Below are 12,054 nucleotides of genomic sequence, written 5' to 3' on the forward strand. Positions count from 1 at the left end.
CCGGGCGCGTCATTGCAACGATGCGGTGGAGGCGACGTGTCGCCGGGCAGTCCCGGGAGGCCAGTAGGACCTTGATAGGGCAAGAAGCTGCCAGTCATTGGATAGTCTTGGGCCGTGGCCAAAACACCTGCTCGTCCCGCGCCGAGGCGGACCGCTTTCCTCACCACGGTCTTCAGGAAGCGCCTTATGGCGTTCTCCGGCATCGTCTTCATGGTCTACCTCCTCCTGCACATGTACGGCAACACCCACTACTTCGAGGGTGAGATTGCCTTCGACCACTACTCGTACTGGCTGCGTACCCTCCTCCAGCCGCTCCTGCCCTACAGCGGGCTGCTGTGGATCCTGAGGGTTGTGCTGCTTGCCTGCCTGGTGATCCACGCGGGCTGCGCCTTTGACCTGTGGCTGCGTAACAGGAGGGCGCGCGGCTCGGACAGGTACGCGGTGAAGAAGCCCGGGGCCGACTACTTCGCCTCCCGCTACGCCATGCGCACCATGCGCTGGGGCGGGGTCATCCTGCTGCTGTTCATCATCTTCCACATCCTGCAGCTCACCACCCTGCACATCACCCCTGGCGGCCACTACGAGCACGGCCGCGCCTATATGAACATGTACTACGGCTTCCAGCTGTGGTGGGTGTGGCTCGTCTACGCCGTCGCCCTGGTGGCCCTGTGCCTGCACGTGTGGCACGGGGTGTGGTCAGCCCTGCAGACCCTGGGAGCGGTGCGCGGCACCACCATCCCCTTCATCCGGCTTGTGGCCTTCGTCGTCGCCTTCGCCCTCTTCATCGGCTTCCTCACGGTACCCACCGCCATCCTCCTCGGCCTGACCGAGCCGCCGATGGACGCCGTCGAGTACGCCACCAGGGCCGCTGAGGCCGGCATCGGATCGTCCCACTGAGAGTGAGCAGGTGACCACTATGACAGCAACTACTGTGATGACGACCGCCGATCCGGCCGCCACGGACGGGCTCGTTGACGGCCTGTACCGCGAGGGCGACAAGATCGCCGACACCAAGGCCCCCCATGACGTGCCCATCGACCGCCGCTGGGAGCAGCGCAAGTTCGAGGCGGCTCTGGTCAACCCGGCCAACCGCCGCAAGCTGGACGTCATCGTCGTGGGTTCCGGCCTGGCCGGGGGCGCGGCGGCAGCCTCCCTGGGCGAGCAGGGCTACAACGTCAAGGTCTTCTTCTACCAGGACTCGGCTCGTCGGGCGCACTCCATCGCCGCCCAGGGTGGTATCAACGCCGCGAAGAACTACCGCAACGACGGGGACTCCACCTATCGGCTCTTCTACGACACGGTCAAGGGAGGGGACTACCGGGCCCGGGAGGACAACGTCTACCGACTGGCGGAGGTCAGCGCCAACATCATCGACCAGTGCGTGGCCCAGGGGGTGCCCTTCGCCCGTGAGTACGGGGGCCTGCTGGACAACCGCTCCTTCGGCGGCGTCCAGGTCTCGCGGACCTTCTACGCCCGCGGCCAGACCGGCCAGCAGCTGCTCATTGGTGCCTACCAGGCCCTGGAGCGCCAGGTGCACGCCGGGACCGTCACGGAGTTCCGCCGCCACGAGATGGTCGAGCTTATCGTTGTGGATGGGCGCGCCCGTGGGATCGTCTCGCGTGACATGGTCACCGGCGCCATCGACACCCACCTGGCCGACGCGGTTGTACTGGCCTCGGGCGGCTACGGCAACGTGTTCTTCCTGTCCACCAACGCGATGGGCTGCAACGCCACCGCCATCTGGCGGGCGCACCGCAAGGGCGCCTACTTCGCCAACCCCTGCTACACCCAGATCCACCCCACCTGCATCCCTCAGTCCGGTGACTTCCAGTCCAAGCTGACCCTGATGAGCGAGTCCCTGCGCAACGACGGGCGCATCTGGGTCCCCAAGAGGGCCGAGGACTGTGACAAGGACCCCCGTGACATTCCCGAGGAGGATCGCGACTACTACCTGGAGCGCATCTACCCGGCCTTCGGCAACCTGGTCCCGCGTGACATCGCCTCCCGCCAGGCCAAGAACATGTGTGACGAGGGACGTGGCGTCGGCCCGGCGATCAAGGAGCGCGACCCTGCCGGCAACGAGCGCATGATGCGTCGCGGCGTGTACCTGGACTTCTCTGAGGCTATCGGCCGCCTGGGGCGCGACGCGGTCTCCGCGCGCTACGGCAACCTCTTCGAGATGTACCAGCGCATCACCGGTGACGACCCCTACGAGGTGCCCATGCGCATCTACCCGGCCGTGCACTACACCATGGGCGGCCTGTGGGTGGACTACGACCTGGAGTCCAACATCCCCGGGCTGTACGTGGCGGGGGAGGCGAACTTCTCCGATCACGGCGCCAACCGCCTGGGCGCCTCGGCGCTGATGCAGGGGCTGGCGGACGGCTACTTTGTCCTGCCGGACACGATGAACGACTACCTGGCGGACATGCTGCGCCTGGGCAAGGTTGACCCCGGCGCCCCCGAGATCGCCCAGGCCAGGCGCGATGTCGAGGAGCGCATCGCCCGGCTCATGGCGCTGCGCGGCAGCCGCAGCGTGGACGACTTCCACATGGCCCTGGGGCGCATCATGTGGGAGTACTGCGGGATGGAGCGTCGGGAGGAGGGCCTACGCACCGCGATCAGGCAGATCCGGGAGCTGAAGAAGGAGTTCTGGCGCGACGCCCGGGTCACGGGCCAGGCCGACGAGCTCAACCAGGCCCTGGAGAAGGCCGGTCGTCTCCTCGACTTCTTTGAGCTTGCCGAGCTCATGTGCATTGACGCCCTGCACCGCAGGGAGTCCTGCGGCGGGCACTTCCGGGCTGAGTCCCAGACCCCGGAGGGGGAGGCGATGCGCCACGACGACGAGTTCCTCTACGTGGCGGCCTGGGAGTGGGGCGGGGACGACCAGCCGCCGGTCCTCCACAAGGAGGACCTTATCTACAAGGACATCGAGCTCAAGCAGCGGAGTTACAAGTGAACATCAAGCTCAAGATCTGGCGCCAGCAGAACCAGGACTCCCCGGGGCACTTCGAGGAGTACGCCATGAGCGGCATCGAGGAGCACATGAGCTTCCTGGAGGTCCTTGACCTGCTCAACGAACAGCTCTTTGCCGAGGGCAAGGAGCCGGTGGCCTTCGACTCGGACTGCCGTGAGGGGATCTGTGGCCAGTGCGGCGTGGTCATCAACGGCCAGGCCCACGGTCCCATCCGCTCCACCACCTGCCAGCTGCACATGCGTCACCTCTCGGAGGATCCCTCCTTCAAGGACGGCTCTACCATCACCATCGAGCCGTGGCGCTCCACTGGCTTCCCGGTGCTGCGCGACCTTATCGTGGACCGCAGCGCCCTGGACCGCATCGTCCAGGCGGGCGGCTACATCTCGGTGAACACCGGTGGCGCGCCTGAGGCCCACTCCGTGCCCGTGCAGAAGGAGAAGGCTGACGCCGCCTTCGAGGCAGCCGCGTGCATCGGCTGCGGCGCCTGTGTGGCTGCCTGCCCCAACGCGTCGGCCATGCTGTTCACCGGCGCCAAGATCGCCCACCTGGGCCTGCTGCCGCAGGGACAGCCTGAGCGCCTGGCGCGGGTGGTGAGCATGCTGGGCCAGCACGACGCTGAGGGCTTCGGTGGCTGCACCAACATCGGTGAGTGCGCGGCGGTGTGCCCCAAGTCGGTGCCTCTGGAGGTCATCTCCCGCCTCAACCGCGACCTGGGCCACGCCCTGTGGAAGGGCCAGAAGGCCCACTGACCTCCTGCTGCACATCGTCAGGGCGGGCGACCCGGCCGGAGCGCCGGATGCGCGGCGTTGCGGGAGCCTACCCGTGTGGGTAGCAGGCTGAAGACGTGCAGCAGGCGGGGCGTGCGCGCCGCATTCGGGGCGCTAGGCTGGCTGCCGTGAGCAGTCCCCTGATCCTCGGTATCGAGTCCACCTGTGACGAGACCGGCGTGGCGCTGGTGCGTGGCGAGACGCTCCTAAGCGAGGTGACGGCCACCTCCATGGAGGAGCACGCGCGCTACGGCGGCATCATCCCCGAGATCGCCTCCCGCGCCCACCTGGAGTCCTTCCTGCCCACCTTGGATTCCGCCTTGGAGCAGGCGGGAGTCAACCTGGAGGAGGTGGACGCGGTCGCGGTCAGTGCCGGCCCCGGGCTCGTCGGGTCGTTGACGGTGGGTATCTCGGCTGCCAAGGCGCTGGCCGCCTCCCTGGGGGTACCCGTGTACGGCGTCAACCACGTCGTGGGGCACCTGGCTGTGGCCGGGCTGGTAGGCGAGTCGCTTCCGCAGCGTTTTGTGGGGCTGGTCGTCTCCGGCGGGCACTCTAGCCTGCTGAGCGTGCGCGACCTTGCTGCCGACGTCGAGGAGCTGGGGGGCACGCTGGACGACGCCGCAGGCGAGGCCTTCGACAAGGTCGGGCGTCTTCTGGGGCTGCCCTACCCGGGAGGACCGCACGTGGACCGGCTGGCCCGTGAGGGGGACGTCACTGCAGTCCGCTTCCCCCGGGGGCTGGCTGCGGCCAAGGACAGGCAGCGCCACCGCTACGACTTCTCCTTCTCAGGTCTCAAGACGGCGGTAGCCCGTCACGTCGAGTCCGCTCAGGGCAGCGGTGAGGAGGTCCGCCGGGCCGACGTGTGCGCGGCGTTCTCCGAGGCCGTCAACGACTCCCTGACGGCTAAGGCGGTGCAGGCCTGCCTGGACTACGACTGTGACACGCTCGTGGTCGGGGGCGGCTTCTCCGCCAACTCCCGTCTGCGCCAGCTGGCCGCCCGTCGCTGCGAGGCTGCGGGACTGGACCTGCGGATCCCGCCGCCGCGCTACTGCACCGACAACGGGGCACAGATTGCGGCCCTGGGAGCGGCGGCAGTGCGGTCGGGCCTGCCCCCCTCACCCATGGGCTTCGGTCCCGACTCCAGCATGCCGCTGGACGTCACGGTGGTGCGGTGAGGCGGAGGAGAGCACCTCGGCGGGGCGCAGCGGGCGGCCTGCCCGGGCCTCGGCGAGCAGGAGCCTGACCGCAGCCTCCTTCATGCCTCCTGCCGCGTGGGCGGCGGCGATCTGGCGCTGGTAGGAGGCCCCGGTCTCCAAGGTCGCACGCACGCCGTCGAGCTCGGCCGCGCACCCCAGGTCCTCGGCCACGGGCGCCAGCTCTGCCAGCATCCGCGTAATGGTGTCTGCCACCGGCTCCTCCTCGCCTGCGGCGTTGACGATGAGGACGGCCTCCATTCCGTAGCGGGCCGATCGCCACTTATTCTCCGCCACGTACCAGTCTGGCATGGACTCCAGCTCCTGGCCCCGGTCCAGGCGGCGGGAGAAGTCCTCTACCAGGCACTGGGTCAGGGCGGCGACCCCGGCCAGCTCGGTGAGGTTCGTGGCGGCGTCGCAGGCACGGACCTCGATCGTGCCCAGACGGGGTGAGGGGCGCACGTCCCAGCGGATCTCCGAGAACTCCTCGATGACGCCGGTGCGGATGAGGTCGCCGGTGTAGCCTTCCAGCTCCTCCCAGGAGCCGAGCTGCTCGGGTGCCCCGGCTGTGGGCAGCTGCTGGAACATCATGGCCCGGTTGTCGGCGTAGCCGGTGTCAGTCCCGGCCCAGAAGGGCGAGGACGCGCTCAGGCACTGTAGGTGGGCGGTACGGGTGAGCAGGGCGCTGAGGATCGGCAGGACCTTGGCACGCTCCTCTACGCCCACGTGGACATGGGTGCCAAAGATGAGCATCTGGTGCCCCCACAGCCGGGTGCGGTCCACCAGTCGCGCGTAGCGCTCGGCGTCGGTGACCTTCTGCACCAGCGGGTCGGCGAAGGGGTGGGTGCCAGCCGAGGCAAGGTCCACCCGCAGGGGGTTCGTCACCGGCAGGACCCGGTCGAAGGCGAAGGCAAGGTCCTCCATGCACTGACTCACGGTGGAGCGGGCCCCGGAGACCAGCTCGATGGTGTTAAGCATCATCTCCCCGTGGATGTGCGGGTCGTCCCCGACAGCAGCGAGGACCTCCGCCGCGCACTGACGCAGGTCGAGGCTGTCACGGTCGATGAGGGCCAGCTCCCACTCCACGCCCAGGGTGGAGCGGGGCGAGGAGGCGAAGGCCAGCCGGTGGCGGCGCGGGTGGTCCGCCGCACGAGCCGCCGCGTCACAGGCTGGAGCGGGAGGCGCAGGAGGTGCGGTGCGGGATACGGACATCGGTTCTCCTTGGGTGGACCGGGACGAGTCACGGGTTGTCAGACGTGGCGGGTCAATGATGAGGGGCGGGGGTGGCTGCGAGGCGGTGCCGGCCAGAGCGGCTGGCCGGGCGGGTGCGCGGTGAGACGCCACAGGGGGCTCACAGGGGGGTGTCGTCCGCAGGGACAGGGCGGACTGGGTGTCCAGCGCTGGTCGGCTCGACGACGAGGACCACTCCTCTGGCGCTGCTGCCGACCCTGGTCACCAGCCAGGTCTCACTGGCGTTCCCGCGCAGCCGCAGCGAGGCGCGTAGCGCCTCCGGGGAGACCTCCACGCCGCGCCGGTGGATCTCCAGGCTGCCGATCCCGTGGGCGCGTACTCGTGAGCGCAGTGCCTTGAGACGCAGGGGCAGGACCTCGCGCAGGTGCCAGGAGCGTAGGAAGGGTGACAGCCCGGGACCTGCCGGGGTGCTGCCTGTCAGGTAGGCGATGCGAGGACCGACAGGTCGTGCCCCTAGGCGCTCAGCGGCCAGGGCCACCAGGCCCGCACGGATGACGGCGCCGTCGGGCTCGTGGATGAGGGGGCCGAGGTCCTCAAGGGAGACGACGGGGTCGAGCTGGGCGGGAGGCAGCGAGGGGTCGGTGCCGTCGGGATCGCTCAGCAGGTGCGAGGTGGTGCCTCCTGAGCCGTCGTCGTGCAGGACCAGCGCGGAGCGTCCCGGCCCCTCAGGAGCCAGGGGGCCGCACCACACGGCGGCCTCCACGACGTCGCGGTCCACACTGACCCACTGCACGTGGGCGTCGGGAGGCAGCTCGGCGTGGTCGGTGCCCGGGGCGATCTTGACGCCGAGGGCGTCCACCCTTCCGCGCAGGGCCAGGACCTCCTCCAGCGGCGGTGACCACTGCCCGGGGCTGGTGAGCCGCCTGCCGTCGGCGCGGCGCGCGGGGTCAGCGAAGACGGCGTCGACGCCCTCGGCGGCCAGGTCCACCTCCAGGGCGTCCGCGCACCGGACAGTGGCGTGAGGGAAGGGCATGAGGTTGACCGTGGCCAGGGCGGCAGTGGTCTCGTCGCGATCGACAGCCAGGACGGGCAGCTCAAGGCCGGCCAGGGCGATGGCGTCCCCGCCGATGCCGCACCCGAGGTCTGCCACGCGAGCGGACTCGGCTGCCGCGTAGCGTGCGGCGTGGTGGGCGGCCACGGTCAGGCGGGTGGCCTGCTCCAGACCGTCGGGCGTGAAGAGCATCGTCTGGGCGAAGGGGCCGAACTTGGCGGTGGCCCGGGAGCGCAGCCGTTGCTGGGTCAGGGCCGCGGACACCAGGGCGGGGGCGTGGCCCTCCTCCCGTAGCGAGCGGCTCAGGGCCAGGGACTGCTGGGGGTCGTAGGGGGGCAGGGAGGACAGGAGCGCCCACCCCTCAGGAGTCAGCAGCAGGGCGAGGTCGGAGGTGGCCATCGGGGTGATCATGTCACGGCCGGGCCCGCAGCCGGGTCAGGCGCTCGGGGCGGTGCGGTGGTGTGATGGGACGGCTGTAGGGGAGCAGCGCAGGTGAGGTAGCAGGTGAGGTAGAAGGACGCCCCGAAAGCGGTACGGAACAGTGTGGGGGCAGCGCGGGAACAGCCCAGCGGGTGACTGACGCCGTTGGCGAAACCAGGAGGACATGTTGGCACTCGCATTGACTGAGTGCTAACACCGTCGTAGATTCTGGCCAGGCGCAGGCCGTGTCCTGGCGCTTCCCGCTCTGGCTGGGCCCGGTCGGGGGTGGTGGGCGCGATCTGCGACTTGCGCTCCACCTGTCTCTGGTCGGCTCCCGCGACGGCGGCCAGCTGCTCCCGTGGAGGGCGAACACGTCGTTCCACCGCACGCTGAGAAGCGAGAAGGGGAGGTCCCCAATGTCGATCTCCATCAAGCCGCTCGAGGACCGTATCGTCGTCCAGACCCTCGAGGCTGAGGAGACCACCGCATCCGGTCTGGTCATTCCTGACACCGCCAAGGAGAAGCCGCAGGAGGGCAAGGTCGTGGCCGTGGGTCCCGGCCGTGTCGACGACTCCGGTAACCGTGTCCCGGTCGACGTCGCCCAGGGCGACGTCGTCATCTACTCCAAGTACGGAGGCACCGAGGTCACCTATGAGGGCGAGGACTACCTCATCCTCTCCGCCCGTGACGTCCTCGCCGTCGTCACCAGGTGACGCCCGCAGGCGCGTGACCCTCGTGGTGCTGGCTGGCACTGGTTGGCGCTGTAACCGGTGACGCCGTGCCGACGTCGGTCGGTAGCAGTCACCTGTCCGGCTGCCAGTCAGTGGCATCAGTGACAGCATCATGTGGCAAGGGGAGAAGCACCAGTGTCGTGCTTCTCCCCTTCGTCCTACCGCTGCGCCTGGCGGACTCTGCCGTAGTAGCCGGGTCGTGGCGGCCCCTGACGGCCCGGACTGGTCAAACCTGGTCAGTTGTACGCGGGTCGCGGTGTCCGTGAAGGGCCTGTGAGGGCCGCGTGCGGAGTCAGGCGGAGGTGCTGACGAGGCGGCGGGCCTCGTGCTCGTGGTAGGTGCGGCGCTCGTCCTCGCTCATGCCGCCCCACACCCCGTAGGGCTCATGGGTGCGCAGGGCGTGCTCGCGGCACTCGTTGATGACGGGGCAGCGTTGACAGATCGCCTTGGCGCCGTCGTCCCGCTTGCGGCGCGAGCTGCCCCTCTCCCCGTCGGGGTGGAAGAACACCGCTGAGTCCATGCCTAAGCAGGCTCCCCGGTACTGCCACTCCCACAGTGCCGAGATTGGTCCGGGTAAGCGTGAGGAGTCGTGCATCGGACCGTCCCTCCTTACGACGAGTTGCAGGGTTCTGTGCCGTACCCGTGGCACGGCGGCTAGGCACAACAGTAGGATCCTACAAAGCGAATGGCAAGATTTTTTTGCATCTTTATGATTGAAAAACGACCACGCGGTGCAAAAGAGATGTTCTCTCCATGATAGCCGCCCCCGTCGGGACAGTGTGCGTGGATCGCCGAGCCCTTGCGGGCACGTGCGTACGGGTGGCGCGACGTCTTACCATGCCCGTGTGAGCGACTCGATCACCAGCCCCGACGTCTACGCCCCCACCGGACTGACTTACGACGACGTGCTCCTGCTGCCACGCCTCACGGACGTCGTCCCCTCCGAGGTCGATACCACCTCCCGCCTGACCCGCAGGATCTCCCTGGCCACGCCGCTGGTCTCCGCCGCGATGGACACCGTCACGGAGTCGGCTATGGCCATCGCTATGGCCCGGCAGGGCGGCGTCGGCGTCCTGCACCGCAACCTGCCCATCGAGGAGCAGGCCGAGCAGGTCAGGCGCGTCAAGCGCTCCGAGTCCGGCATGGTGACCGACCCGGTCACGGTCGGGCCCGGGGCCACCATCGCCGAGCTGGACCGGCTGTGCGGCCACTACAAGGTCTCCGGGCTGCCCGTGGTGGAGGAGGACGGCAGCCTCCTGGGCATCATCACCAACCGGGACCTGCGTTTCGTCCCCACCGACCAGTGGTCGGTCCTGACGGTGCGCGACTGCATGACTCCGCGCGAGCGCCTGGTGACCGGCCCGACGGGGATCTCCCGGGAGGCGGCCAAGGCCCTCCTGGCTGAGCACCGGGTCGAGAAGCTGCCCGTCATCGACCCGGACGGGCGGCTGACCGGGCTGATCACCGTCAAGGACTTCGTCAAGACCGAGCAGTACCCCCAGGCCACCAAGGACGACGCCGGGCGCCTCGTGGTGGGCGCCGCGGTGGGCTACTGGGGCGACACCTGGCAGCGCGCAACCGCCCTGGCGGAGGCCGGTGTGGACGTCCTGGTGGTGGACACGGCCAACGGGGGTGCCCGGCTGGCGCTGGAGATGATCGGCCGGCTCAAGTCCGACCCCGCCTTCAGCGGCATTGAGGTCGTCGGCGGCAACGTGGCCACGCGGGAGGGCGCCCAGGCCCTCATTGACGCGGGCGTGGACGCGGTCAAGGTGGGGGTGGGGCCGGGGTCGATCTGCACCACGCGCGTGGTCGCGGGGGTGGGAGTGCCCCAGGTGACGGCTGTCTACGAGGCCGCACGTGCCTGCGCCCCTGCCGGGGTGCCGCTGATCGCCGACGGCGGCCTGCAGTACTCCGGCGACATCGCCAAGGCCCTGGTGGCTGGGGCGGACACGGTTATGCTGGGCTCCCTGCTGGCAGGCTGTACCGAGTCCCCCGGGGACCTGGTCTTCGTCAACGGCAAGCAGTGGAAGCGCTACCGGGGCATGGGGTCGCTGGGGGCCATGAGCTCGCGCGGGCGCACCTCCTACTCCAAGGACCGCTACTTCCAGGCGGACGTCTCCGGTGACGACAAGCTCATCCCCGAGGGCGTGGAGGGGCAGGTCCCCTTCTCCGGGTCTCTGGCGGACGTGGTCTACCAGCTGGTCGGTGGCCTGCACCAGTCCATGTTCTACGTTGGCGCGCGTAGCGTGACCGAGCTCAAGGAGCGGGGCCAGTTCGTGCGCATCACCAGCGCCGGGCTCAAGGAGTCCCACCCTCACGACGTCAAGATGACCGTCGAGGCGCCCAACTACACTGGCCGCCCGGAGGCCTGAGCGGGCGGTGCGGCACGAGCGCCTGTCAGCCGGGCGCCTGCAGGGGCCAGTCCAGTGAGGCGGGAGCCCGGGACGGGGCCTTGCGCGCCAGCCAGGCGTTGAAGGACTCGGCCCAGCGGCGGTGGGCCGCAGCCTGCCAGGGGACCAGATCGGTCACCTCCAGGCGTGCCAGGACGGGGTGGGCGGTGACCATCGCCTCCAGCACGTCCAGGGTCGCGGTGACGTCCACCTCCGCGGTGTGCAGCGTGCTCTCGACGCCTACGCCGTAGACCGTGCACAGGTCCGACAGGCGGCGCTTGCCCCGGCGGAAGCGGTCCACGGCCCGGTCCATGACCAGGGGGTCCACCACGGGCGCCGGGGGGTGCCCCAGCTGCTCCTCCAAGGTAGGCAGGTGGTGGCGGACCAGCTCGTGGTCCAGGAGGGTGAGGTCGAATGAGGCGTTGAAGACCACCACGGGGGTCCCGGCCCGCAGGGTCGTGACCAGCTCGGCGGTGAGCTCGCGCAGGACCTGGGCCGGAGGGCTGCCAGCGCTGCGGGCCTGCTCGGTGGTGATCCCGTGGACGGCCGCCGCGGCCTCGGGGATCTCGACTCCTGGGTCCGCCAGCCAGGTGCGCACATGGTGCGCCCGCGCCTCCTGCCCGGTCGCTGGTCCACGCCACACCAGGGCGGCGGTGACCAGGTGGTCCCGGGCTGGGTCCACGCCTGTGGTCTCGGTGTCGAGGCCCAGCAGCGGGCCGTCGGTCCACGAGCCGGGTCGGTGACTGCGGCTCGTGCGGCTGTGGTCCTCGTGGTCGGTACGCATCGCTCAAGCATGCCACGGGCCGCCGACGCTGCTGCCGCTGGAGGCTACTGCTGGTCGCTGACGGTCACTGTTGGTCACGATGTTGTGGCGCTCCCGGCGGGGGATTGAGGAGGAGGGGCAGCATCCGGGGAGGGTGGAGTTGTAGGAATGCTCAGATCTCGTTGTGGTCTCCTGGTTTCCCTTCCTTGGCGGTAGGTGGGTCGGTAGCGTGCGGTGTGGTCGCATGGGCACCGTGTACCAGGCTCCTGGGGGTGGTGTACCGGCTGCCTGCCCGTGTGGGCGGGTGGCCATCAGCAAGCCGAGGAAATAGGACGAGGGGGCGTCGTGGCTGCGGCACCGTTTGACGAGACGAGGATCCCGTGTCTGGAGTTTGACGTGGAGTCGCTGGACACGGCTGCGAGCAACCTTGAGACGAGGGCGGGTGACCTGCGGGCGGCGGGGGAGTCGGTCAAGTCGACGTGGGCGGGGATGCAGGTGTGCTACAGGGCTCCTGAGCAGGAGGTCTTGTACGCGGCGATGGACCCGGTGGCTGAGGACTCCGACACCCTGG

General features: G+C 69.3%; 11 protein-coding genes. 7 read left to right on the top strand and 4 right to left on the bottom strand.

The window, feature by feature from the left end:
• Positions 1-114 precede the first annotated feature (114 nt).
• The 4 genes from D4740_RS11455 (at position 115) to tsaD (ending at position 4,919) form a co-directional block, all read left to right on the top strand.
• Positions 115-897, top strand: coding sequence for a succinate dehydrogenase cytochrome b subunit (locus D4740_RS11455; RefSeq protein WP_119837071.1), 783 nt, complete (start codon positions 115-117; stop codon positions 895-897).
• A 19-nt stretch (positions 898-916) separates the two neighbouring features.
• Positions 917-2,959, top strand: a complete 2,043-nt coding sequence (locus tag D4740_RS11460) for a fumarate reductase/succinate dehydrogenase flavoprotein subunit (protein ID WP_243106919.1) — start codon at positions 917-919, stop codon at positions 2,957-2,959.
• Positions 2,956-3,726, top strand: a complete 771-nt coding sequence (locus tag D4740_RS11465) for a succinate dehydrogenase/fumarate reductase iron-sulfur subunit (protein WP_119837073.1) — start codon at positions 2,956-2,958, stop codon at positions 3,724-3,726. Before D4740_RS11460 ends, D4740_RS11465 begins: the two co-directional genes overlap by 4 nt.
• Positions 3,727-3,872: 146 nt before the next feature.
• Positions 3,873-4,919: a tRNA (adenosine(37)-N6)-threonylcarbamoyltransferase complex transferase subunit TsaD gene (gene tsaD / locus D4740_RS11470; protein ID WP_119837094.1), complete on the top strand. Its 1,047-nt coding sequence runs from the start codon at positions 3,873-3,875 to the stop codon at positions 4,917-4,919.
• On the opposite strand, the gene D4740_RS11475 is transcribed toward tsaD, so the two are convergent.
• Entirely contained in the window at positions 4,860-6,149 is a 1,290-nt protein-coding gene (locus D4740_RS11475; protein ID WP_119837074.1) for a glutamate--cysteine ligase, read from the bottom strand. The genes tsaD and D4740_RS11475 overlap by 60 nt on opposite strands.
• Before the next feature lie 139 nt (positions 6,150-6,288).
• Positions 6,289-7,578, bottom strand: a complete 1,290-nt coding sequence (locus D4740_RS11480; RefSeq protein WP_119837075.1) for a class I SAM-dependent methyltransferase — start codon at positions 7,576-7,578, stop codon at positions 6,289-6,291.
• Positions 7,579-8,015: 437 nt separating this feature from the next.
• Between D4740_RS11480 and groES the strand changes: the two genes are divergently transcribed.
• Positions 8,016-8,312 (top strand): co-chaperone GroES, encoded by a 297-nt coding sequence (gene groES / locus D4740_RS11485; RefSeq protein WP_119837076.1) that lies wholly within the window; start codon positions 8,016-8,018, stop codon positions 8,310-8,312.
• 310 nt (positions 8,313-8,622) lie between these two features.
• On the opposite strand, the gene D4740_RS11490 is transcribed toward groES, so the two are convergent.
• Positions 8,623-8,925, bottom strand: a complete 303-nt coding sequence (locus tag D4740_RS11490) for a WhiB family transcriptional regulator (protein ID WP_119837077.1) — start codon at positions 8,923-8,925, stop codon at positions 8,623-8,625.
• 250 nt (positions 8,926-9,175) lie between these two features.
• Between D4740_RS11490 and guaB the strand changes: the two genes are divergently transcribed.
• The gene (gene guaB, locus D4740_RS11495; RefSeq protein ID WP_119837078.1) at positions 9,176-10,702 is read left to right on the top strand and encodes an IMP dehydrogenase; all 1,527 of its coding nucleotides are present in this window, start codon (positions 9,176-9,178) and stop codon (positions 10,700-10,702) included.
• A 25-nt stretch (positions 10,703-10,727) separates the two neighbouring features.
• Here guaB and D4740_RS11500 read toward each other — a convergent pair whose 3' ends face one another.
• Positions 10,728-11,504, bottom strand: a complete 777-nt coding sequence (locus D4740_RS11500; RefSeq protein ID WP_119837079.1) for an exonuclease domain-containing protein — start codon at positions 11,502-11,504, stop codon at positions 10,728-10,730.
• A gap of 324 nt (positions 11,505-11,828) precedes the next feature.
• On the opposite strand from D4740_RS11500, the gene D4740_RS11505 reads away from it, so the two are divergent.
• Positions 11,829-12,054: hypothetical protein (locus tag D4740_RS11505; RefSeq protein WP_147392915.1), on the top strand; the 226-nt coding region annotated here is incomplete at its 3' end.

It is taken from the genome of Actinomyces sp. 2119, assembly GCF_003591215.1.
Taxonomy (GTDB): domain Bacteria; phylum Actinomycetota; class Actinomycetes; order Actinomycetales; family Actinomycetaceae; genus Actinomyces; species Actinomyces lilanjuaniae.